The organism is Streptomyces sp. NPDC004539 (assembly GCF_040610055.1).
Taxonomy (GTDB): Bacteria; Actinomycetota; Actinomycetes; order Streptomycetales; family Streptomycetaceae; genus Streptomyces.
Genome location: NZ_JBEXLS010000009.1, coordinates 171733 through 195623, shown reverse-complemented (window position 1 = coordinate 195623; position 23891 = coordinate 171733). Strand labels below are relative to the sequence as shown.

Here is a 23891-nt window from a genome sequence, read left to right as displayed (position 1 = left end):
CTTGAGCGCCACTCGGAGGGTCTCCCGCACGGTCCCCGACCAGGGCACGGCCCGTAGGGCGCGGCCCGTCGAGAGGCCACCCGCCGCGGCGGCAGGTGATGCGCGCCCGCCCGGCCACGGACAGTGAGCGAAGGTCGACGCCCGCCCCGGCCGAAGGCGACATCACCCCTGGCTCTAGAAATTTAGTAGTGATAGATTTTGGAGGCGAGCCGACAACTCCCTGGAGTCCCCATGTTCCGCACGTCCTTCAACGACGGCTGGCAGGTCCGCCCGAAGGTCAACCCCTTCGCCGAACTCGCCGGTCAGTCAGTCCCGTTCACCCCGGTGACGGTCCCGCACGACGCGATGCTCGACCGCTGGCGCACCGAACCGGAGGGTGAGGTGACGATGGAGGGGGCGGCGGGGGCGTACTTCCCGGGTGGGGTCTTCGAGTACCGGAAGACGTTCGTGGTGCCGGAGGAGTGGCGGGGGAGGAGGGTGCTGGTCGAGTTCGAGGGGGTTTATCGGGATGCTGTTGTTTTTCTCAACGGTGACTATGCGGGGCAACGGCCGTACGGCTACTCGCAGTTCAGGATCGACGCCGACCGGTATCTGAGGTTCGGCGAGGAGAACGAGATCCGCGTCGAGGCGCGGGCGCACAAGGACGCCCGCTGGTACACGGGCGCCGGGATCTATCGGGACACGTGGCTCGTCGTCGGCGAGGTGCTGCGGATCGAGCCCGAGGGGGTCACGGTCACGACGCCCGACGTGGACGGGGAACGCGCGGTCGTCGAGGTCGTCACCCGGGTCGTCAACGATTCGATCGAGGTCCGTACGGTCCCGGTCGTCACCGGGATTCGTGACGGCGCGGGGGAGACCGTCGCGAGCGACACCTCGCGGGTGACCGTCCTGCCGGGCGACAGGGCCACCGTACGACAGCGGCTGTACGTGTCCGACCCCGCCCTCTGGAGCCCCGCGTCCCCGGCGCTGTACACCTGCCACGTGGCCCTCGGGGACGTGGACGAGGAGACCGTCACCTTCGGCGTCCGGACTCTGCGACTCGATCCGCGGCGCGGGCTGCGGATCAACGGCGAGGGCGTCAAACTGCGCGGCGCGTGCGTCCATCACGACAACGGGCCCTTGGGTGCGGCGACTTACGGCCGTGCTGAGGAGCGGCGGATCGAGATCCTCAAGGAGGCCGGGTTCAACGCCGTACGGATGTCGCACCACCCGATGAGCAGGGCGATGCTCGACGCTTGCGACCGGCTGGGGATGCTGGTCGTCGACGAGGCGTTCGACGTGTGGACGGGCGGGAAGAGCGAGTTCGACTACAGCCTGAACTTCCCTGAGTGGTGGGAGCGGGACATTGAGGCGATGGTGGCGAAGGACGTCAACCATCCGAGCGTCATCATGTACTCGATCGGCAACGAGATACCCGAGACCGGCTCGCCGTTCGGGGCCGCGTGGGGGCGCAGGCTCGCCGAGAAGGTGCGCGCGCTCGACCCGACGCGGTACGTCACCAACGCCGTGAACGGCATGCTCGCCGTCATGTCCGAGCTGGGCGCCCTCCAGCAACAGGCCCTGGAGCAGGCCGCGGAGGACGGCGCCGGCATCAACACGCTGATGGCGGACGCCGGTGACGCGATGAACGCGATCAGCGCTTCCGAACTGGTCACCGAGCGGACGGCCGAGTCGTTCGCCGTCCTCGACGTCGCCGGCCTCAACTACGCCGAGGCCCGGTACGCGCTCGACCGCGAACTCTTCCCCAACCGGCTGGTGTTGGGCACGGAGACGTTCCCGACACGCATCGACGGCAACTGGCGGCTGGTCCGCGAACTCCCGCACGTCCTGGGCGACTTCACCTGGACCGGCTGGGACTACCTCGGCGAAGTCGGCGTCGGCAGGCCCCAGTACGCCGACAGCGACGCCCCGGGACACAACGCCCCGTACCCCTACCTCGTCGCGGGCTGCGGCGACATCGACATCACCGGGCACCGCAGACCCGCCTCCTACTACCGCGAGATCGTCTTCGGCCTGCGCGCCGAGCCGTACATCGCGGTCCGGCGGCCCGAGTACCACGGCAAGCAGTGGACGGGATCGCCGTGGGCCTGGAGCGACAGCCTCGCGAGCTGGACCTGGCCCGGCTCCGAGGCCGCGCCGGTCACCGTCGAGGTGTACTCCGACGCCGACGAGGTCGAACTCCTCGGCAACGGCAACTCGTTCGGCCGCCGCCCCACCGGCGAGGCACACCGCTTCCGCACCGAGTTCGAGATCGTGTACGTCCCCGGCGAACTGGTCGCCGTCGCCTACCGGGACGGCGTCGAGACCGGCCGCACCAGCCTCACCTGGGCCAACGGCCCGCTCCGGCTCACCGCCCAGGCCGACCGCGAGACGATACGTACGGCGGGCGGCGACCTCGCGTACGTCACCCTCACCCTCACCGACGCGCACGGCACCCCGCACCCCGCCGCCGACCGCAGAGTGAGCGTGGAGGTCGGCGGGGCAGGGGAGTTGATCGCCCTGGGCAGCGCCGACCCCTGGACCGAGACACCGTTCGGCGTCACCGAACGCCTCACCCACGAGGGCCGCGCGCTGGCGATCCTGCGCCCGACCGGCCCCGGCAAGATCCACCTCACCGCGACCGCGCCGGACTGCGAACCGGTGAGCGTCGTCGTGACCGCCGAGGAGCAGTGACCATGATCGACCGCGAGGCCCTCGTACGCCGGCACACCGTCGAACTGACCAGCCCCGACCCCGCGCACGTCCTGACCGTCGGCAACGGCGACTTCGCCTACAGCGCCGACATCACCGGCATGCAGTCCTTCCCTGACTATCACGACCAGGGCGCCGCCTTCGCCGAACAGCGCCTCGCCGTCCACAACGCGACGCTCTCCACCTGGGGTTGGCACGAGATGCCCAACCCCGACGGCTTCGTCCTCGACGACGCGATGACCGTGTACGACACCCCGCGCGGCCCCGTCCGCTACCCCGACAAGTTCGACATGGCGTCGATGATGAGCGTTGAACCGGCGGAGGAGTTCCGCGCCGGTGCCTGGCTGCACGCCAACCCCCAGCGCCTCGACCTCGGCCGCATCGGACTCACCCTCGGCGCCGACCCCGCCGCGCTCCAACACCCGCGCCAGCGCCTCGACTTGTGGACCGGAGTCGTCACCAGCACGTTCACGTACGAGGGTGCGGAGGTCACCGTCACCACGGTCGCCGACCCCCACCACTCCCGCGTCGCCTTCCGGATCGAGTCGGACCTGCTGGCGGACGGCCGCGTCGGAGTCTCCCTGAAGTTCCCGTACGCGAGTGACGGCTTCTTCCAGACGTCCGACTGGACCTCGCCCGAGAGGCACACGTCCGTGGTCGACAGTGACGGCCCGCGAACGGCCCTCATCCGGCGCACACTTGACGACACGTCATACTCCGTACGCCTCGACTGGACCGACGGCGAGCTGAAGGCTGAGGACGCGCCGCACACGTTCCGGCTCAACACCCCCTCCAGGACACTGGAGTTGGTGGCCACGTTCGCCCCCGACGGCCGACCCGGTACCACCGACTTCGCGTCCGTCGTCGACGCGTCCACCACCTGGTGGCGTGACTTCTGGACCACCGGTGCCGCGATCGACTTCACCGGCTCCACCGACCCCCGCGCGGCCGAGCTGGAGCGGCGTGTCGTCCTGTCGCAGTACCTCACAGCAGTGAACAGTTCGGGTGAGCTGCCGCCGCAGGAGTCGGGGCTCGTCGCCAACTCCTGGTTCGGGAAGTTCCACCTGGAGATGCACTGGTGGCACGGCGCCCACTTCCCTGCATGGGGCCGGCCCGAACTCCTCGCCCGCAGCATGGACTGGTACCTGTCGATCCTCGACTCCGCCCGGGAGACCGCCCGCCGGCAGAGTTACGAGGGCGCCCGCTGGCCCAAACACGTCGGCCCCGACGGCCGGGAGAGCCCCTCCGACATCGGTGCCCTCCTCGTCTGGCAGCAACCGCACCCCCTCTACCTCCTGGAGCTGATCCACCGGGCCCGGCCCGACGCCGAGTTGGTCACCCGGTTCGCCGAACTCGTCGACGAGACGGCGGCGTTCATGGCCTCCTTCGTCGAGGAACGCGACGGCGTCTTCCACCTGCCCTCGCCCGTCATGCCCGCCCAGGAGTTCTACGACGCCCGCACCACCGAGGACCCGACCTTCGAACTCGCCTACTGGTGGTGGGGGTTGGAGATCGCCCAGCGCTGGCGCGAACGCCTCGGACTGGAGCGCGACAAACGACGGCAGCACATCCAGGACAACCTGGCCCTGCCCCACCGGGACGGCGACCGCTACACGGCCGTCGCCACCGAGCCGTACCTGCGCCGCGACGACCACCCCTCGCTGCTGGCCGCCCTCGGCGTCGTACCCGGCACCCCGTTGATCGACGCGGACGTGATGGCGGCGACCCTCCTCGACGTCCTCGACGACTGGCAGTGGGAGACCGCCTGGGGCTGGGACTTCCCCGTGCTGGCGATGACCGCGACGCGCCTCGGGCGGCCCGAACTCGCCGTGGACGCGCTGCTGATGGACACGGCGAAGAACACGTACTCGGCCGTCGGCCACAACCCCCAGTTCGGCAGCCTCCTGCCGCTGTACAACTCGGCCAACGGAGGGCTCCTCGCGGCGGTCTCGCTGATGGCGGCGGGCTGGGAGGGAGCCGGCACGGACAGTCCGGGCTTCCCGGCGGACGGGAGCTGGCGGGTGAGGCACGAGGGGTTCACGGTCTGGCCCTGAGCCGCCGGGCCGGAGGGGCCGGCTTTGAGCCGCCGGGCTGAAGAGGCCGGCCTTGAGTCGCCGCACTGAAGGGGCCGGCCCTGAGCCGCCGCGCCCCCGTACCCCGAAGCCCCGGCCCCGAGTCTCTCCCCGAGAACGGCCGGCCGCCGGTGCCCTGACACACCGGCGGCCGGTTCTACCGCGATGGGGTGGGCGACCTGCCCGCCCGGTGAGCGCCCACCCCTTCGCACCCGCACGGACCCACCCCACCGCACCCCCACGGACCTGCTCCACCGTCACCCCCCGCACCCGCACGGACCGTCCCACAAGGTGAAGTACGGTCTGTCGAATGACGGAGCAGCGAAAGGGCCCCCGAGTGACCAACCAGCGCAAGCCGCGTGGCCCCTACCGCAAGAGCGCGGAGCGGCGGGAGCAGATCCTCCAGGCCGCGTACGAGGCGATCGACGAGCACGGGGAGCGCGCCTCCCTCCAGGACATCGCCGACCGGGTCGGTGTGACGCAGCCCGCGCTGACGTACTACTTCCCGACCCGCGACGACCTGCTCCTCGCGGTGCTGGAACGCCGGGACGTCGTCGGCAAGACGTCCGCCGGGCCGCCCGAGGGCGGTTCGATGGTCGACGGCATGGTCGGCAGCGCCCGGCACACCACCGAACACCCCGGACTCGCCAAGCTGTACGTCACGCTGTCCGCGGCGGCCACCGACCCCGACAGCCCCGCGCACGCCTACTTCCGCGACCGCTACCGCACCCTCGCCACCGAGGTCACCCAGGACTTCGAGCACCAACAGGACACCGGCGACCTGCGCACCGACGAAAACGCCGCCCACCTCGCCCGCGCGCTCCTCGCGGTCCTCGACGGCCTCCAGATCCAGTGGATGCACGACCCGACCGTCGACATCGCCGCCATCGCGGAGACCTTCGCGCGGCTGCTCGCACCCCAGCCGACCACCGACTGAGCCCTCTGGAGCCGCCATGCCCCTCGACCCGTTCCTCGCCGGGAAGACCCACCTCCTGTCCGGCCTGAGCTGGGAGGACGCCCAGACCGACCCCGAGGCCATGAACCGGCTCGGGGAGTTCTTCCGCGACCCGGGCGAGTGGAGCATGCCCGGCGTCGAGGTGACCGACCGCACGGTCCCCGGCCCGCACGGCGACGTCCCCGTACGCGTCTACACCCCCGCTGAGCCCCGCCGCGCGCTGCTCTGGCTGCACGGCGGCGGTTTCATGGGCGGTGATCTGGACATGCCCGAGGCCCACCTCGTCTCCGCCGAACTCGCCGTCCGCGCCCACGCGTCGGTGGTGTCCGTCGACTACCGGCTGGCGGTGGACGGCGTCCGCTTCCCCGTCCCGGTCGACGACGCGCACGCGGCCTGGCGGTGGTTCGCCGAGACGTACGACGGGCCGCTCGCCCTCGGCGGCGCCAGCGCGGGCGCGGCGCTGGCGCTCTCCACGGCCCTGCGGGTGCGCGACGGCGACGGGCCCCGGCCGTCCGCGCTGCTCCTCGCCTACCCCTTCGTCCACTTCCCGACCCCCGCCCTGGACGACGAAACCGCCGCCGTCATGCGGGAGTTGCCGCCCCTCCTGCGCTTCCCGACCGCCGGCATCGAGCACATGGTCCGCAACTACGTCGGCCGCCTCACGAACCTCCCTCCGGAAGCCATGCCCGGCGCCGCCGACCTCTCCGGCCTCCCCGACACCGCGGTCGTCCTCTCCGAGTACGACGACCTCCGCCCCTCCGGCGACCTCCTCGCCCTCCAACTCGCGGAGACGGACGTCCCTGTACGCACCTACCTCGCCACCGGAATGCTCCACGGCCACCTCAACCGGACCCCGACACTCAAGGAAGTCGACCGGTCACTGGACTTCTTCGCGGAGACGCTGACCGGTTGAGGAGCCGCGAGGCCAACTGACGCGCGTACGCGGCAACTTCAGACCGACAGCCGGTACCCGCCGACCTGGTACTCCAGCCCCTCACGAAACTCCAGGCGCGGAAGGGCACTTCGCATCGCCGGATACAGCGCGGGCGGTACCGGGTAGACGGCGGCCTGAAGGAGATCGTCGTCCCTCCGCTCGGGAAAGAGGTCCTTCACGCTCTCGATCTCGACCCGGGTGAGGCAGGTGACATGAGCCTCGACGTCGTCGCCCTCCCAGCCGATGAGATCCCACACGATGGTCTCGGTGTCGTTCATAGGGCCGATGGTAGGCGCGAGCCGGCGAACGAGGCTGAACATTGAGTGAGTTTCGTATACGAGGGCCCCGGCAGCGCGAGCGCCGGGGCCCTCCCGGTGTTCAGCGTCGCCGCATGAACCGCCGAGCCTCCCCCTCGATCTCCCGGTCCTCCGGGGTGATGCCGAAGAAGCCGCCGTGTGGGGCCGCTTCCATGATGTGGAGTTCGGCGTGGATGCCCGCGTTGCGGAGGGCGCGGTGGAGGCGGACGGCGTTGGAGAGGAAGAGGTCGCGGGTGCCGGCGGTGATGAGGGTGGGTGGGAAGCCCTGGGAGAAGTCGCCGAACAGGGGGGAGAGGTAGGGGTGTTGGAGGTCGTGGCCGGCTGAGTAGAGCAGGTTCGCGGGCATCAGGCTGCGGGGGAGTACCGGGTCGAGGCCCAGGTTCGTGTGGAAGGAGTCGCCGGACTCGGTGAGGTCGACCTCCGGGGTGAAGAGGAGGGCGGCGGCGGGGAGGGGGAGGCCCTCGTCGCGGGCGCGGAGGAGGAGGGCCGCGGCGAGGTTCCCGCCGGCCGATTCGCCGCTCACGACGATGTCCTCGGGGCCGTGGTGGCGCAGGAGTTCGCGGTAGGCGGCGAGGCAGTCGTCCAGGGGCGTCGGGTAGGTGTGGTCCGGTGGCATGCGGTAGTCGACGGCCCAGGTGGGGGCCTTGTACCGGTCCGCCATGACGACGCCGAGCCCCCGGCAGCAGTCCCCGCCGCCCGTGGTGAAGCCGCCGCCGTGCAGGTAGAGGTGGACGGGGGCGGCCTCGTCGGGCTCGTGCGGGGTGGCGACGTACACGTCCGGACCGCCGTCGATCCGCCGCCGCGTCACGTCCACCGGCATCAGGGACACCGGGGTCTCCAGGATCGCCCACATCTGCCGGTCCTGCGCCTCGGCGCGGGCCCGCCAGGCGGGGGTGTCGTCAAGGGCGGGGTAGTTGGGGGAGGCGTTCGACGGGCGGGCGAGCATGGCCCGCGCCTCGGGGCTGACGGAGGTGGGGACGGGGATGTCGCGGGCGGGGAGACGGAGGGGCGGGTGGTCGGCGGGGGTGGGCACAGGCGGTCCTCGGGAGTACGGGGTGGGCGGGGGGTGTTCTCGCGCCGGCGGGGGCGCTCTCGGGGGTACGGGGACCGGCGGGGCGTTCGGGGTACGGGGCCGGCGGGGGCGTTCTCGGACGTAGGGGAGCCGGCGGAGGTGTCCTCGGGAGTGCGGGGGCCGGCGAGGGCGTTCTCAGGAAGGAGTACGGCACCGGCCGGGACCTTCCCGGGTGCGCTCCCCGGCGGTCGCCCGCAGAGGCTGGCGACTCGTCGTCGTACCCCGCGCCCCGTACTCCGCGCCCCGCAGACGCGAGCGCGCAGGTGCGGTCCGGGGCGGGGAGGTGCCCCGGACCGCGTGTTCGGCGGTCAGGCCGCCGCCTGGCCCACCTCCGCCTCGTCCAGGCGCTTCGCCTTGGGGACGACGGCGACCAGGAGTGTGGCGACCGCGATCACCCCGGCGAAGAGCAGGAAGCCCTTGGTGTAGCTGTCGTCGACGTAGAACGCGGTGCCCTGGACGAGGTTGCTGTTCTTGGCGACGATCACGAACGCGATCTGCGTGAGGACCCCTTGCAGGACACCCTGCATCATGTTCTGCGCCCCGTTGCCCAGGGCCTGTTCCTCGGGCCGCACGGACTCGATGATCATGATGGGGACGAGGGCGACGAGGATGCCCATGCCGAGGGCGCTGATGAGGCCGAAGCCCATGAGCTGGCCGACGGAGTGGTGGTACTGCGAGATGAGGGCGACCCCGACGGCGACCAGGGAGCCGCCGACCGCGAACAGCACGCGGGTGTCGAGGCGCCGGGCGACGATGCCGGTCACCACGGAGGTCGTGATGAGCAGGACGCTGCCGGGTGCGCTCACCCACGCGTTCTTCGTGGCCGTCCAGCCGAGCCCGTCGGACATGCCCGGGATCTTCGGCATGAGGACGAGCAGGTTCATGACGATGCCCTGCGCGAAGACCGCGCCCATCGCCAGCCCCGTGACGAGGAACGTCGACCAGACCCGGCGCCGGCCGAGGAGGGTGATCGGGAACATGGGGTGCGCGACCTTGCGCTCGACGAAGACGAAGACGACGACGGACACCAGCCCGCACCCGATGAACCCGAGGGTCTGCCCGCTGGTCCAGCCCCACTCCTCGCCCTTGCCGACGCCGTACACGACCGAGGAGAGACCGCCGCCGAGCAGGACGCCGCCGACCCAGTCGACCGGGGTGCGCGGCTCGCGCACCTTGCTCTCGGGGACGACGAACAGCAGCGCCAGCAGGCTGATCCCGGTCGCGATCACCATGAACCACAGGACGCCCCGGAAGCCGAAGTCGTCGAGTATCCAGCCGGACAGGAACGGGCCGCCCAGCGCGAGGACGCCCATGCCGCCGCCCAGGAAACCGCTGGCGGGGCCGACGAGCTTGGGCGGGAACACGTCCCGGGCGAGCGCGTAGACCAACGCGAGCGAGGGGCCGTAGAAACCGGCGATCGCGCGGCCCGTCAGGAGCGTCGCGAAGTTCGTGGAGAGCGCGGCGACCAGGTCACCGACGAGACCGAGCGTCGTGATGACGACCAGCAGCCGCTTCTTCCCGAACATGCCCGCGCATTTCACGATGAACGGGGTCGAGAAGACCCCGATCAGCAGACCGATCTGGCTGAACCAGGCGATCTCGGTCGTCTTGTAGTGGATCGCGATCTCGGCCTGCGCGTTCGACCCCATCAGCCCGATGAGGCCGTTCAGCTGGGACGCCCACAGCAGTGCGATCAGGACGAGTGCGAACCGCGTGCCGAAGCCGGACCGGCCGGCCTCGTCTTCCTGACGCGGTGAGTCGACGTTGAGAGTCATGTGGAACCCCGGGCCTTTCCGTGAGGGTCGTGAAGCCCTCGTGCTTGTTGGCCGCAGGCTAGCCCCGAAATTTTTTGAATGGTAGATTTTCAACGCCGAAACATTTCTGTGATCTTGAGGTGGCGTTCATGAGCGAGCAGTGGCAGACCCTCCGCGACGGCTTCCTCCCCGACGGCTTCCTCTGGGGCGCGTCCACGTCGCCCCACCAGACCGAGGGCAACAACACCGGCAGCGACTGGTGGCGCATGGAGCACCGCAGCGGAGGGCGGCTCCAGCTCAGCGGGGACGCGGTCGACAGCTATCACCGGTACGAGGAGGACATGCGGCTGCTCGCCGACGCCGGGCTCGGCGCGTACCGGTTCGGCGTCGAGTGGGCCCGTGTCGAGCCGGTGCCCGGTGAGTTCTCGCGGGCCGCGCTCGCCCACTACCGGCGGATGATCGACACCGCCCGGCGGCTTGGGCTCGAACCCGTCGTCACGCTGCACCACTTCAGCAGTCCGGCGTGGTTCGCGGACGAAGGAGGCTGGACCGGGCCCACCGCCGTCCCTCGCTTCACCCGGTACGTCGAGGAGGTGTGCGCGATCCTGGGCGACGTCGCGTGGGTCGTCACCGTCAACGAGCCCAACATCCTCGCCCTGATGGCCGGGCACGCCAAGGCGATGGAGGAGGGGTACGAGGTCGACCTCGGCGCGGACGTCCGGATGCCCGCGCCCGACACGGGGATCGGCGAACGGCTCGTCGAGGCGCACCGGGCCGCCGTCGCCGTCGTCCGCGCGCGGACCTCCGCGAAGGTCGGCTGGTCCGTCGCCCAGCAGTCACTCGTCCCCGCGCCCGGTGCGGAGGCTGCGGCCCGCTGTACCGAACTCCGGTACGCCTGGGAGGACTTGTACCACCACGCCGCCCGCGACGACGACTTCCTCGGCGTCCAGTCGTACACCAGCCAGACCGTCGACGAACACGGCGTCGTCCCCCACCCCGAGCACCCCGACAACACCCTCACCGGCTGGGCCTACCGCCCCGACGCCCTCGGCATCGCCCTGCGGGACGCCTGGGCCGCCACCGAGGGGCGGGTGCCGCTGCTGGTGACGGAGAACGGGATCGCCACCGCCGACGACACACGGCGGATCGCCTACACCTCCGAGGCGCTGCGGCACCTGTACGCGGCCGTCGCGGAGGGCGTCGACGTGCGGGGGTATCTGCACTGGTCGGCGCTGGACAACTACGAGTGGGGGCACTGGGAGCCGACGTTCGGGCTGATCGGTGTCGACCGGGAGACGTTCACGAGGACGCCGAAGCCGAGTCTGGGGTGGCTCGGGGGTGTGGCTCGTAGGGGTGGGGGGTTGGTGGGGTGAGGGAGGGGGCGGCGGTGTACGGGGGTCGGGGAAGCTGGGAGTCGTCGATCGAAGGAGTGCCGTCAGAAGCTCCAGCTGTAGACCCCGCCACCCGTACGCACCGCCGACAACGCGAGCCGGGCGACTCCCTTCAGGACTGCCGGGAGATCGTCGTCGGTCATGTCGTCCCCGTCGGCCGCCCGGAGCCTCGCGGACCATCGGCCCGCCAGTTCCTCCAGCTCGGCGGGACCGGCGTCGGCCAAAGCCCGGGTCAACCGCTGCGGCAGAGCGAGGATCTCGACGCCGTCGTTCATGGGCGTGACGACCCACTCCGGCCACGGCTGCTCCAGGAGCCGCTCGACGGGCGGGAGTTCGGCCGAGGGGTGCTGGAAGTACATGTCCCATTCGGCCATGGCGCTGTCGGGCTCGATGAAACGGCAGGTCACCGACTCGAAGGCCGGGCCTGGTCCCTTTCGGTAGGTCGCGGCGGCGGTCTTGTCGTCGGGCGCGAGGAAGAACACGATGTCGTGAGCCACCTCGGCATGGTGGCACAGCGCCGGTGAGGGGCGTGGAGCGGGTGAACGTGCTCCCCCGTACGGTCGGGTCGGGGCTTCGCCGCCGGGCCGGGAAGCCGTCAGCGCCGTGCCCCCCCCGAACGCCCCGCCCGCCTCCGAGGCCCGGCGTGTGCGACGCACCGCCCGGGCCCGGCGGCCCCCACGAGGCGATCTACGCCGATCGGTTCGGCCCGTACCCGAACCGCCCCACCACCGCCTCCCCGCCCAGCGCCTCCACCCCGACGACCCTCCCGGTGAACCCGCCGGCGACCTCGGGGAAGGCGTCTTCCCAGACGGTGCGCACGGTGCGCCCGACCAGGGTGCGCAGTACCGGCCACAGCTGGAGCAGCAGGTCCTCGTCGAGGTAACGGGGCAGGTCGTCGTGCAGGCCCTCGTGCATGACGGTGCGGTACAGGCCCATACGCTGGCGAGGTTTGCCCAGGCCGTACGAGGTCATCCCCGACCAGGCCATGTGCAGCGGCAGATCCACGACACCGTGCGTCGGCCCGTGCAACTCGTCCAGCGAATCCGGCATCCGGCGGCGGAACTTCTCCTGGTACAGCGCGAGGTCCTCGGCGTCCTCGCCCGAGATGTTCCTCGGGGTGGGGGCGGGGTGCTGTGGGCTGGGGGGCACGACTCCATTATGGCGGGCGGAGTCGTTGCCAGGGCGATGAAAGGCAGGGCAGTGAGGGCGCTCCGGACACCGGACGGCCTTCGGCGGTGCCTCCGAAGGCCGCCTCAAGCCGCTTGCCTCAAGGCGCCCGCCCGTTCTGCTCCGTGACCGGCCCCCGTCAGTTCGGCCCGTACCCGAACCGCCCCACCACCGCCTCCCCGCCCAGCGCCTCCACCCCGACGACCCTCCCGGTGAACCCGCCGGCGACCTCGGTGGAGAAGTAGCGGCCGTCGATGGTGGCCAGGGTGTGGAACTCCGCGCCGTCGAGGTATCCGAGGTGGAGGTCGTCGGGACCCTTGGCGAAGCTGAACTGTTCGGTGTTGGCGACGGCGCGGACGGCGAGCGGGCAGCGGGTGGGGATGTTCTCGGTGGTGGCGAGGATCTGGTCGAGGGGGCCGATGACGGCGCGGGCGGAGAGGGTCCCGCCGACTCGCTGGACGCCGGCCCAGTGGGCGTCGTCGATGCGTACGACGAGCGCCGCGTCGCCGGAGACGACGGTGGTCGTCGCGGTCCAGGAGGCGTCGCGGGTGCGGACGGCGAGGAGGCGGACGGCGTCGCGGGAGTCGGCGGGGCGGCCGGGGGAGAGGCGCAGGCCGTCGGGGTGGAGCGCGGTGAAGGCGCGGGGATCGACGCCGGGTGAGATCCAGCGGGGATGCAGCGCCGGGCCCATGAACGTGTCGTCGAACGCGGTCGCCGCCGGCGGCACGTCGTACCGGTCCTCGACGACCACCGGCCAGTCGTCCACCCAGTCCACCCCCGTCAGGAACGTCTCCCGGCCGTTGACGTGGGACTCGGGGAAGGACCCGGCCGGGCGGACGCCGAGGTGGACCATCGCCCAGGTGCCGTCGGGGAGTTCGACCAGATCGCCGTGGCCCGCGTTCTGCACGGGGTGCTCGACGCTGCGGTGGGAGAGGATCGGGTTGGCGGGGTGCGGCTCCCAGGGGCCGGTGGGGGAGGCGGAGCGGGCGACGCACACGCCGTGGCCCGGACCCGTACCGCCCTCGGCGACCAGCAGGTACCAGTACGCGCCGCGCCGGTACAGGTGCGGCCCCTCGGTGTGGGCGAGCCCGGTGCCGGCCCACAGCGGGCGCGGCTCGGAGAGGAGCTTGCCGGTGGCGGGGTCGATGACCGCCTGGTGGATGCCGCCGGGGAACGAGTACGTGAGGTAGCAGGTGCCGTCGTCGTCCCAGGCGAGGTCGGGGTCGATGCCGATGGCGCCGGTCGTGTGGACGGGGTCGCTCCAGGGGCCCGCCGGATCGCTGGCCCGGACGATGAGGTGGCCCTTCATGACGTCCTCGCGGGCGGTGGTGACCAGCCAGAACTCGCCGTCGTGATGGCGGAGCGTGGGCGCGTAGACGCCGCAGCTCGCGCCCTCGCGGCCGGGGGTGACGGTGAGCTGGCTCGGGCGGTCGAGGGCGTTGCCGATCTGCTCCCAGGTGATCAGGTCCCGGCTGTGGAGGACCGGCACCCCGGGGAAGTACTCGAAGCTGGAGTTCGCCAGGTAGTAGTCGTCGCCGACGCGGCAGACGGTCGGGTCGGGGTGGAAGCCCGGGACGATCGGGTTGGTGTTGACGTGCATGTGCGGCCCTTCGCTGCGGGACCGGCGGCGTGGGCACCTGCCGGGGCCGCCGTCGATGGCTGAGCTCACTCTAGTCCCCAAAATTTTGTGATGCTAGATTTTGGAGGCGCTCGCACTCCGCTTGAGCGCTCGCGTCCCCGCTCGTGCGGGGTGATCGCGCCCCGGTCCGGACACCCCCAGAGAGGAACGGCACACCGATGCCCACTCCCCACCCCTTCGCCCCCGAGGACCTCGACACCCTCAAGGCCCGCTACCGGGCCGAACGGGACCGCCGCATCCGCCCGGACGGCACCGCCCAGTACCGTTCGGCCGCAGGGGAGTTCGGCTACTACGCCGAAGACCCCTACGCCCCGCAGGGGTTACCCCGCGAACCCCTCGCCGACCGGGTCGACGCGCTGATCGTCGGTGGCGGCTTCGGCGGACTCCTCGCGGCCGTACGGCTGAAGCAGGCCGGTGTCGGGTCGGTACGGATCGTCGAGAAGGGCGGCGACTTCGGCGGGACCTGGTACTGGAACCGCTACCCCGGCATCCACTGCGACATCGAGTCGTACGTGTACCTGCCGCTGCTGGAGGAGACCGGGTACGTCCCCGCCTGGCGGTACGCCCCCGGCGACGAGATCCGCGCCCACGCGCAGACCGTCGCCCGCCACTACGGCCTGTACGACGACGCCTGCTTCGGCACCTCCGTCACCGAACTCCGCTGGGACGACGCCGAGTCGGAGTGGACCGTCGCCACCGACCGGGGCGACCGCATCCGCGCCCGGCACGTCGTCACCGCCACCGGCACCCTCAGCCAGGCCAAGCTCCCGGGCATCCCCGGCATCGAGACCTTCAAGGGGCACAGCTTCCACACCAGCCGCTGGGACTACGCCTACACGGGAGGCGGCCCCCACGGCGCCCTCACCGAACTCGCCGACAAGCGCGTCGCGTTGGTCGGCACCGGCGCCACCGCCATCCAGGTCGTCCCCCATCTCGCCGCAGACTCCCGGGAGTTGTACGTCTTCCAGCGCACCCCGTTCTCCGTCGACGCCCGCGACAACCGCCCCACCGACCCCGACTGGGCCGCCTCCCTGAAACCCGGCTGGCATCAGGGCCGCCGGGACAACTTCCTCAAGGTCGTCACCGGCGTCCGCGTGGACGAGGACCTGGTGGCCGACGCCTGGACCTCCAGCGCACGCCTCCAGGAGAAGCTCGTCCCGAGCGACGCGTACGCGGACATCCCCGCCGAGGAACGCGAACGCGCCTACGAGACGGCCGACTTCACGAAGATGGCCGAGCTCCGCGCCCGCGTCGAACGCCTCGTCGAGGACCCGGAGACCGCCGAGAAACTCAAGCCCTGGTACCGCTACATGTGCAAGCGGCCCACCTTCAGCGACACCTACCTCCAGTCCTTCAACCGGCCGAACGTCACCCTCGTCGACACCGCCGACACCCACGGCGTCGAACGCGTCACCGAGACCGGGATCGTCGTCGGCGACACCGAGTACCAGGTCGACTGCCTCGTCTTCGCCACCGGCTTCGAGACCGGCGTCTCCGGCGTCCTCTCCGGACGGCTCCCCGTGTACGGACGCGACGGCGTCCACCTCTTCGAGGCGTGGGCCGACGGCCCCGAGACCCTGCACGGCTTCACCACCCACGGCTTCCCGAACCTCTACCAGCTCGGCCCGCTCCAGAACGCCGCCTCCGTCAACTTCGTCCACATCCTCGACGAACAGGCCCTCCACGTCGCCGAGTTGATCGCCGAGGCGGACCGGCGGGGCGCCCGGACCGTCGAACCCACCCGCGCGGCCCAGCGCGCCTGGGTCACCTCCCTGCGCGAGAACGCCCCCGGCCTCAACTCCTTCCGCGCCGAGTGCACTCCGGGCTACTACAACAACGAGGGCCGGGTCCCGGACCGCGAAGAGGCGTACGCCGAGGGCCCGTTGGCCTTCCATCGGCTCCTCGCGCGCTGGCGTGCCGAGGGCGGCATGGACGATGTGATGGGGGCGGTCCGGTGACCGCGCGCCTCAACTCGCCCAGCCCGCTGCGGGGTTCCAACGGCGTCGCCTTCGGGCCCGACGGGCGGCTGTACGTCGCCCAGTTCCTCGCCGGGCGGATCAGCGCCGTCGACACCGCGACCGGCGACATCGAGACCGTCGTACCCGAGGGCGGGCCGGTCCAGGCGCCGGACGATCTCGCGTTCGGGGCGGACGGGGCGATGTACATCGCGGACCTGGTGCCGAACCTGGTGTGGAAGCGCACTCCCCGGGGGGAGTTCGAGGTCGTCTCGGACGAGGTGAAGGTGCCCAACGGGATCACCTGCGTCGGGGACCGGCTCTTCGTCAACGAGATGCGGCCCGGCGGACGCCTCCTCGAACTCGCCCCGGACGGCGGCGAGTCGGCCGTCCTCACCGAAGGACTCGCCCTCGGCAACGCCATGCAGGCCGGACCCGACGGGCGGCTGTACTACCCGCACATGCTGACCGGTCAGGTCTGGCGGATCGAACCCGATGGCGGGACACCCGAGTTGGTCGCGGAGGACGTCCACCAGCCGGTCGCCGTCCGCTTCGACCGGGGCGGCACCCTGTACGTCCTCTCACGCGGCCCCGAAGGGTACGTCACCCGGATCGCCGCGGACGGCACCCGCACCCTGCTCACCACCGGCCTCACCGCCCTGGACAACGCCGCGTTCGACACCGAGAACCGCATGTACGTCTCCAGCTACGCGGCCGGCGGCGTCACCGAACTCCTCCCCGACGGCCGCACCCGCGACCTCGTCCCCCGGGGCCTGGCCGGACCCTACGGCGTGACCGTCGACCTCGGCGGCCGGGTCCACGCGGCCGACCACTACCGGATCACCGACGCCGCCGCCCGCACCCGCCACCTCCTGCCGCCCTTCGCCCACGGCATCACCAACGCGGCCGGCCTCCTCCACCTGACCAGCCAGTACGGCGAGATCCACACGTACGACCCCGACGCCGGCACGACCACCGTACGGGCGAAGGGACTTGCCGAACCGACGGGCATCACCGTCGCCCCCGACGGGACGATCGTCGTCGCCGAGTCGGGCGCCGGACGGGTCGTCACGCTCGACGACGGGGACACGCTCACCGTCCTCGCCGAGGGCCTCGACCACCCCGTGGACGTCGCCTTCGACACCGAGGGCCGCTGCCTCGTCAGCGACGACCGCGCCGGGGTGGTCGTACGGATCGAGGCGGACGGCACGGAAGTGACCGTCGCCGACGGGCTGGACGCGCCGCAGGGGCTCGCGGTCCTCGGGAACCGTCTGTTCACCGTCGAGACCGGGCCTCGCCGCCTCACCTCCGTCGACCTCACGACCGGTGAACGGCGCACCGAGGCCGACGACTTGCCCGTCACCGCCCCGTCACCGGACCCGCCCGCCCTCTTCACCCACGGCATGACCGGCTCCCCCCGCCCCTTCGCGGGCCTCGCCGTCGCCCCCGACGGCACCCTCCTGCTCTCCGCCAACGGCGAAGGAACCGTACGGCGGTTGAACCCCACTGCGGAAAGGCAGCGCACCACCACATGAACACTTTCGAAGACCACGGTGTCATCGTCACCGGCGCCGCGTCCGGGATAGGCCGGGCGACGGCGCTGAAGTTCGCGGCCCTCGGCGCGCGCGTGCTGATCGCCGACCTCGACCCGGTCGGCGCGAAGGCCGTCGTCGAGGAGATCGCGGCGGCGGGCGGCAACTCCCTCGCCGTCGTGGGTGACTTGAGCGAGCAGGCGGTCGTCGACGAGGTCGTCGAGCGGGCCGTCGGCGCGTTCGGGCGGCTCGACGTGCTCGTCAACAACGCCGGGATCATGGACCGGATGTCGGCGCTTGGGGAGACCGGGGACGCCGAGTGGGAGCGGGTCCTGCGGATCAATCTGACGGCGCCGTTCCTGCTGACGCGGGCCGCGCTGCCGTACATGCTGGCCGCGAAGCGCGGGTCGATCGTGTTCACCGCGTCCGAGGCGTCGCTCAAGGGGAGTGCGGCGGGGGCGGCGTACACCGCCGCCAAGCACGGGGTGGTCGGGCTGGTGAAGAGCCTCGCCGTCATGTACCGGGGGCAGGGGATTCGGGCCAACGCGATCGCGCCGGGGCCGACGGCCACGAACATCCAGGTGGAGGCCGGGCCGGACGCCCAAGGCCCGTTCGTCATCGGGCCGTTGATCGGCGCGACGATCGGGCGGCGGGGGTCGGCCGAGGAGCAGGCCGAGGCGATCGTGTTCCTGGCGTCCGACGCGTCCTCGTTCGTCAACGGGGCGGTGCTGCCGGTCGACGACGCGTGGGCCGCCGTCTGAGAACGCCGGTGGTCCGCCGCCTGAAGCCGGCCGTGGTCCGCCGCCTGAAGTCGGCCTGAACAAAAGCGTGTTCGGGGGCTGGTCCGCCGGCCCCCGGGTCCCGCACGATCCCCTCAGCACCGTACGCGCCCCCTTCCCCTGAAGGAGACCCCAGTGCTTCGACGCCTCACCCGCCTCCTCCTCGCCCTGACGGCCGTCCTCGCCCTGCCCGCCACGGCCACGGCCGAGGCCGCACCCGCCGCCCGCTGCGCGGCCCCGGCCGGCCTCCTCACCGTCCCCGTGGGGGACTCGGCCGTCTCGGTGTACGTCCCGCGCGGCTACACCGGCCGCCACGACGTCCCCCTCGTCCTGAACCTGCACGGCAGCGGCTCCAACGGGGTGAACCAACTCGCCGTCAGCGGCCTGGACCTGGCCGCCGACCGGTACGGCTTCCTCGTCGCCGTCCCCAACGGCGGTGTCCCGCAACCCGGTTCACCCGACGGCTACACCTGGGTCATCCCCGGCGTCCCCAACACCTCGGGCCAGTACCCGTCCCCCGACGACCGCGACGACGTCCTCTTCCTCGCCGACACCATCGACGCGATATCCGCCCGCCTCTGCGTCGCCGAGAACCGCGTCTACGCCACCGGCTTCTCCGGCGGCGCCCGCATGACGTCCCTCCTGGCCTGCGAACTCCCCGACCGCATCGCCGCGATCGCCCCGGTCGCGGGCCTGCGCGCCGGTACCCCCACCCCCACTGGCCCCGACCCCACCACCTGCGCCCCGGCCCGCCCGGTCCCCGTCCTGACCTTCCACGGACAGGCCGACACGGTCAACCCGTACGACGGCGGCGGCGCCGGCTACTGGGGCTACTCCGTCCCCACCGCCTTCGACACCTGGGCGGCACTGGACGGCTGCCGCACGGCCCCCCGCGAACACCGCCTCACCGAACACGTCACCCTCACCACCCACCCCGCCTGCCGCGCCGGCTCCGAGGTCACCCTCTACACCGTCTCCGACGGCGGCCACACCTGGCCCGGCTCCCCCTACCCGAACGCCTTCCCGGGCCTCGGCAAGGTGTCGTACGAGGTGGACGCGGCCGACGTGATGTGGCGGTTCTTCGTACGACACCGGCTCGGCTGACGTCGGTCAGTCGGTGACGTCCAGCGTCGTCGTCAGCGGTGTCGTCGAGCTGCCGCCGATCCAGATGTCGAGGGTCGTGGTGTCCTGGACGTAGTGGGCCGAGGCGGCCGACCAGTAGCGGAGCTGGTCGGGGCCGAGGGCGAAGGTGACGGTCGTCGTCCCGCCGGCGGGGATCGTCACGCGCTGGAAGCCCTTGAGTTCGCGGACGGGGCGGGTGGAGGTGCCGTGGCGCTGGTGGGTGTAGAGCTGGACGACCTCGTCGGCGGGTCGGGTGGAGGTGTTGGTGACGTCCACGGAGATCTTCGCGGTGCCGCCGAGGGGGAGGGACGGGGTGTCGACGCGCAGACCGTCGTACCTGAACTCGGCGTAGGACAGGCCGTGTCCGAAGGGGTAGAGGGGGGTGCTCTCCTCCTCGAAGTAGCGGGCGCCCTGCTGCTCGGGCTCGAAGGTGCGGTAGTGCCCGTAGATCAGGGGGACCTGGCCGACGTGCCGGGGCCAGGTGAAGGGGAGGCGGCCGGCCGGGGAGACGTCCCCGAGGAGGACGGCGGCGACGGCCTCGCCGCCGCGCGTGCCCGGGTACCAGGACTGGACGATCGCCGCGACGTTGCCGTCCGCCCAGCGCAGGTCCACCGGGCGGCCGGACATGACGACGAGGACGACGGGGGTGCCGGTGGCGGTGATCCGGCGCAGCTGTTCGAGCTGGCGGCCGGGAAGGGCGAGGGTGGAGGTGGACGCCTTCTCGCCGATCTGGTTCTGGCGCTGGCCGACCACGACGACGGCGACGTCCGCGTCGGCCGCGAGGGCGACGGCGCGGTCGATCTCGGCGTCGTCGTCGTGGTCCGCCGGGGTCGACTCGACCGTCTCGTCCATCGCGTCGAAGGGGGAGGGGAAGGCCCGCTCGACGATGCCCGCGCCGGGGGCGTGCCCGACGCGGACGCCGTCCCCGAGGCGCCGGCGCAGGCCCTCCAGGACGGTGACCGTCTCGTGGGTGTCGTGGGCGAAGACCCAGGGGCCCAGCGTGTCCCGCTTGCTGTCGGCGAGCTGGCCGACGACCGCGACCGACTTCAGCTTTCCGGCGTCCAGCGGGAGCGTGCCGTCGTTCTTGAGCAGCACCAGTGACTGTTCGGCCGCCGTGCGGGCCGCGTCGCGGTGCGCGGACTCGTCGAGGACCGCGGGCGCGGCGTCCTCGTCGACGTACGGGTCGTCGAAGAGGCCGAGGCGGAACTTGGCGGTGAGGACGCGGCGGACGGCCCGGTCCAGCTCCTCGGCGCTCACCCGGCCCTCGGCGAGGGCCTGCGGAAGGTTGTCGTACGCCGGGTCGAAGGTGGCCATCTCCATGTCGAGACCGGCGTGCAGCGCGCGGGCGGCGGCGTCCTTCTGGTCGCGGGCGAAGTGCTGGGTCTCCAGGGAGCGGACGGCGTTGGCGTCGGAGACGACCCAGCCGGTGAAGCCCAGTTCGTCGCGGAGGATGTCCGTGAGGAGCCGGCGGTTGGCGGAGGCGGGGACGCCGTTGAGGTCCATGTAGGCGCTCATGATGTTGGCGGCGCCCGCCTCGATCGCGGCCCGGAACGGCGGGAGGTAGACGTTCCACAGCTCGGAGTCGGAGATGTCGGCGTCGTCGTAGTCCCGGCCGCCGCGCGACGCGCCGTAGCCGACGAGGTGCTTGGGGCCGGCGAGGACCCGGTCCGGTCCGAAGTCGCCCTGGAAACCGTGTACTTGAGCTGCCGCGATGGCCGACGTGAGGTACGGGTCCTCGCCCGAGCCCTCGATGATCCGGCCCCAGCGGGCGTCGCGGGCCACGTCGATCATGGGGGCGAACGTCCAGTGGATGCCGGTCGCGCGGGCCTCCCGGGCGGCGATCGTCTGGGCGGCCTCGACGGTCTCGGGGGACCAGGTCGCGGTCATCGCGATCGGTACCGGGAAGATCGTCCGGAGTCCGTGGATGACGTCGAAGCCGAACAGGAGGGGGATGCCGAGGCGGCTCTCCTCGACGGCCTTGCGCTGGAGGGTGTTGGCGAGCTTCGGGTCCTTCACGAACAGGAGCCCGCCGGTGGTGCCCGCCGCGATCGCGGCCTCGATCCTGCGGGGCTGGTCGACGAAGGCGCGGTGCTCCGGCGGGAGGGACTCGATGTCGAAGTCGTCGGGGACGGGCTGCCCGGTGCCGAGGTAGAAGTACAGGGTGAGCTGGCCGGCCTTCTCCTCGGGGGTGAGCCGGGCGAGGAGGTCCTCGGCGCGGTCCTCGGCGGGCAGGCCGGGGTTGAGGTAGGGGTGTCGGTGCATGGTGTCCTTCTCCTCGCTCGCGGGCGCGGGTGCGAAGCCGGTGATCGCCGCGTCCCGAAAATCATTAAGTCATAAATTCAAGAGCGGGGGCAAGGTTCGCGGCTGCGAGGCGTGGACGCGGAGGGCCGCGCCGGATTCGTCAGACGGCTCTGACGGCGGTGCCCGCGTTCTCGAGCGCGGCCGTCTCCTCGGCGGGTGCCGTGGTGTCGGTGACGAGGGTGTGCAGCAGGGAGGAGGGGCCGACGTAGGCGTGGGCGGTGTGGCCGAGCTTGCTGCCGTCGGTGGCGACGACGACGCGGCGGGAGGAGGCGATGGCGGCCTTCTTCACGGCCGCCTCGTCGAGGTCGTAGGCGGTCAGGCCCTCGGCGGCGCTCAGGCCGCAGCAGCCCATGACGGCGGTGTCGAAGCGCAGCGCGGCCAGGGAGGCGAGCGTGAGGGGGCCGGTCAGGGCGCCCTCCGCGGCCCGGGGGCGCCCGCCGGGCACGATCAGCGTGGCCCGGCCCGGAGGGTCGCTGAGGAGATGGATGGCCTGGAGGGAGAGGGGCATCACATGGACGGGCCGCTCGCGCAGCAGGCGGGCGACCTCCAGGCAGGTGGTGCCGCTGTCCAGGAGGACGGTCTCGCCGTCGGCGACGAGCGCGGACACCTCGGCCGCGATCCGGCGCTTGGCGTCGACGGCCTCGTGGGCGCGCAGTGCGAAGGGCGGCTCCTCACCGCGCAGGAGCAGGGTGCGGGCCCCGCCCCGGACGCGTTCGAGGACGCCTTGCGCGGCCAGCGTGTCGAGGTCGCGCCGGATGGTCATCTCCGAGGCCCCGGTCAGCCCGGCGAGGTCCTGGACGGTCACTCTGCCCGCGTCTCTGACGGCCTGCGCGATACGTCCGTGCCGGTCTGCGTTGCTCATGCCGTGATTGAACACCACACACAAGCGAACGGCAATCATGTGAGAAAGGGCAGCTTTCGAACATGAAAGATGTTCGTTATGGTGGTTCGCATGGATCGCACACTGCGCGCCGCCCGAGTGGCGACCTTCGTCTACTTCGTCCTCTGCGGCACCCTCATCGGCACCTGGGTGGTGAACATCCCCGCCGTCGAAGAACGCGTGGGCATCAGCCACGCCACGCTCGGCGGCCTGCTGGTGGTACTGGGACTCGGGGCGTTCGCCGGCATGCAGGTGGCCGGGCCGCTCACCGACCGCCTCGGCGCACGCGTCGTCGTCCCCGCCTCCGGCGTGCTGTGCAGCGCGACCCTGGTCCTGCCCGGACTTCCCCGCGACCCGTGGACGCTGGCCGCGGCCCTGCTGCTCTTCGGCTTCGCCAACGGATGCCTGGACGTGGCGATGAACGCCCACGCCGTGCACGTGGAGAAGGCGTACGGCCGGCCCGTCATGTCGGCCTTCCACGCCACCTTCTCCGTCGGCGGCGTGCTCGCCGCGCTCGTCGCCGCCGCGGTGGCGAGCACCGACGTGGGACCCGCCGTGGGCATGGGCGCCACCGGAGCCCTGGGCGTCGCGGTCGCCCTCGCGGCGGCGCGCGCCCTGCTGCCCGCCGCACCTCCCGCCACCGGCACGGCGGAAGAGGCCGAGCACGCGCCGGTCTCCGGAGGCGGGAACGCCCGCCGGCGCATCTGGGGCCTTGCCGCCCTGGCGATGATGGTCATGCTCTGCGAAGGGGCCGCCAACGACTGGAGCGCCCTGCACCTCAAGGACGTCCTCGACGCGTCCGCGACCGTCGCCGCCTTCGGCTACGGCACCTTCGCGGCGACGATGACCGTCGGGCGCCTGACGGCCGACCGCCTCGCCGTCCGGGTCGGGCCCGCGGCGATCCTGCGGTACGGCGCGGCGACCGCCGCCGTCGGCATCGCCATCGTCTCCCTCGCCCCCTGGACCTGGGCCGCGCTCCTCGGCTGGGGCCTGTTCGGGCTGGGCCTGTCCGGCTGCATACCCCAGCTGTTCAGCGCCGCCGGGCACGCCGACCCCGCTGCCGCCGGCGCCAACGTCTCCCGCGTCGCCGGGCTCGGCTACATCGGCATGCTCGCCGGCCCCGCCGTCATCGGCTGGCTGACCCACGTGGTCCCGCTCGACGAGGCGTTCCTCCTGCTGCTCCTGCTGTGCGTGACGGTCTCCGCCGCCGCCGGAATCCTGCGCACCACCGCCGCCGACCGCGCGCGCGAGAAGGTGCCGAGCGGCCACTGACCGCCTGTGCGGCACGGAACCTGACATCCGTGCCGCACAGGCTCCCGCCGCCCCGAGC

The 23891-nt window shown here is 71.9% G+C and carries 18 protein-coding genes; 10 read left to right on the top strand and 8 right to left on the bottom strand.

All coding sequences use genetic code 11. The features are described from left to right. The first annotated feature begins 231 nt into the window (after positions 1 to 231). From ABZX85_RS20825 to ABZX85_RS20810, 4 genes are all read left to right on the top strand, one after another. Complete coding sequence (locus tag ABZX85_RS20825; protein WP_355870418.1) at positions 232 to 2673, top strand: glycoside hydrolase family 2 TIM barrel-domain containing protein; 2442 nt, start codon at positions 232 to 234, stop codon at positions 2671 to 2673. Between the two features lie 2 nt (positions 2674 to 2675). Then, complete coding sequence (locus ABZX85_RS20820; protein WP_355870415.1) at positions 2676 to 4745, top strand: hypothetical protein; 2070 nt, start codon at positions 2676 to 2678, stop codon at positions 4743 to 4745. A 328-nt stretch (positions 4746 to 5073) separates the two neighbouring features. Then, positions 5074 to 5700, top strand: coding sequence for a helix-turn-helix domain-containing protein (locus tag ABZX85_RS20815; RefSeq protein ID WP_355870412.1), 627 nt, complete (start codon positions 5074 to 5076; stop codon positions 5698 to 5700). A gap of 16 nt (positions 5701 to 5716) precedes the next feature. Further along, positions 5717 to 6631, top strand: coding sequence for an alpha/beta hydrolase fold domain-containing protein (locus tag ABZX85_RS20810; RefSeq protein ID WP_355870409.1), 915 nt, complete (start codon positions 5717 to 5719; stop codon positions 6629 to 6631). A 38-nt stretch (positions 6632 to 6669) separates the two neighbouring features. Here the strand turns inward: ABZX85_RS20810 and ABZX85_RS20805 are convergent, their stop codons facing one another. From ABZX85_RS20805 to ABZX85_RS20795, 3 genes are all read right to left on the bottom strand, one after another. Beyond that, positions 6670 to 6930, bottom strand: a complete 261-nt coding sequence (locus ABZX85_RS20805) for a hypothetical protein (protein ID WP_355870406.1) — start codon at positions 6928 to 6930, stop codon at positions 6670 to 6672. 100 nt (positions 6931 to 7030) lie between these two features. Then, a complete protein-coding gene (locus tag ABZX85_RS20800; RefSeq protein WP_355870403.1) occupies positions 7031 to 8002 on the bottom strand; it encodes an alpha/beta hydrolase in 972 nt (323 codons plus the stop codon). A gap of 347 nt (positions 8003 to 8349) precedes the next feature. Next, positions 8350 to 9816 carry an MFS transporter gene (locus tag ABZX85_RS20795; RefSeq protein WP_355870400.1) on the bottom strand — a complete coding sequence of 489 codons (1467 nt, stop codon included), beginning with the start codon at positions 9814 to 9816 and terminating at the stop codon, positions 8350 to 8352. Positions 9817 to 9944: 128 nt separating this feature from the next. Between ABZX85_RS20795 and ABZX85_RS20790 the strand changes: the two genes are divergently transcribed. Beyond that, entirely contained in the window at positions 9945 to 11168 is a 1224-nt protein-coding gene (locus tag ABZX85_RS20790) for a family 1 glycosylhydrolase (RefSeq protein ID WP_355870397.1), read from the top strand. Positions 11169 to 11230: 62 nt separating this feature from the next. Here ABZX85_RS20790 and ABZX85_RS20785 read toward each other — a convergent pair whose 3' ends face one another. From ABZX85_RS20785 to ABZX85_RS20775, 3 genes are all read right to left on the bottom strand, one after another. After that, a complete protein-coding gene (locus ABZX85_RS20785; RefSeq protein ID WP_355870394.1) occupies positions 11231 to 11683 on the bottom strand; it encodes a hypothetical protein in 453 nt (150 codons plus the stop codon). Between the two features lie 190 nt (positions 11684 to 11873). Then, on the bottom strand, positions 11874 to 12335 hold the full coding sequence (locus ABZX85_RS20780; protein ID WP_355870392.1) for a hypothetical protein: 462 nt from the start codon (positions 12333 to 12335) through the stop codon (positions 11874 to 11876). Between the two features lie 157 nt (positions 12336 to 12492). Continuing rightward, positions 12493 to 13953, bottom strand: coding sequence for a family 43 glycosylhydrolase (locus ABZX85_RS20775; protein ID WP_355870389.1), 1461 nt, complete (start codon positions 13951 to 13953; stop codon positions 12493 to 12495). Between the two features lie 197 nt (positions 13954 to 14150). Here ABZX85_RS20775 and ABZX85_RS20770 point away from each other — a divergent pair, with 197 nt between their 5' ends. The 4 genes from ABZX85_RS20770 (at position 14151) to ABZX85_RS20755 (ending at position 19362) form a co-directional block, all read left to right on the top strand. Further along, positions 14151 to 15950, top strand: a complete 1800-nt coding sequence (locus ABZX85_RS20770; RefSeq protein ID WP_355870386.1) for an NAD(P)/FAD-dependent oxidoreductase — start codon at positions 14151 to 14153, stop codon at positions 15948 to 15950. Then, positions 15947 to 17482, top strand: coding sequence for a hypothetical protein (locus tag ABZX85_RS20765; protein WP_355870383.1), 1536 nt, complete (start codon positions 15947 to 15949; stop codon positions 17480 to 17482). The genes ABZX85_RS20770 and ABZX85_RS20765 overlap by 4 nt, the downstream gene beginning before the upstream one ends. Next, the gene (locus ABZX85_RS20760; protein ID WP_355870380.1) at positions 17479 to 18240 is read left to right on the top strand and encodes an SDR family oxidoreductase; all 762 of its coding nucleotides are present in this window, start codon (positions 17479 to 17481) and stop codon (positions 18238 to 18240) included. The genes ABZX85_RS20765 and ABZX85_RS20760 overlap by 4 nt, the downstream gene beginning before the upstream one ends. Before the next feature lie 153 nt (positions 18241 to 18393). Further along, positions 18394 to 19362 carry a PHB depolymerase family esterase gene (locus tag ABZX85_RS20755; RefSeq protein ID WP_355870377.1) on the top strand — a complete coding sequence of 323 codons (969 nt, stop codon included), beginning with the start codon at positions 18394 to 18396 and terminating at the stop codon, positions 19360 to 19362. Positions 19363 to 19368: 6 nt separating this feature from the next. On the opposite strand, the gene ABZX85_RS20750 is transcribed toward ABZX85_RS20755, so the two are convergent. After that, positions 19369 to 21642, bottom strand: a complete 2274-nt coding sequence (locus tag ABZX85_RS20750) for a glycoside hydrolase family 3 N-terminal domain-containing protein (protein ID WP_355870374.1) — start codon at positions 21640 to 21642, stop codon at positions 19369 to 19371. Positions 21643 to 21781: 139 nt separating this feature from the next. Continuing rightward, on the bottom strand, positions 21782 to 22543 hold the full coding sequence (locus tag ABZX85_RS20745; RefSeq protein WP_355870372.1) for a DeoR/GlpR family DNA-binding transcription regulator: 762 nt from the start codon (positions 22541 to 22543) through the stop codon (positions 21782 to 21784). Between the two features lie 90 nt (positions 22544 to 22633). Here ABZX85_RS20745 and ABZX85_RS20740 point away from each other — a divergent pair, with 90 nt between their 5' ends. Further along, positions 22634 to 23833: an MFS transporter gene (locus tag ABZX85_RS20740; protein ID WP_355870369.1), complete on the top strand. Its 1200-nt coding sequence runs from the start codon at positions 22634 to 22636 to the stop codon at positions 23831 to 23833. Positions 23834 to 23891 lie beyond the last annotated feature (58 nt).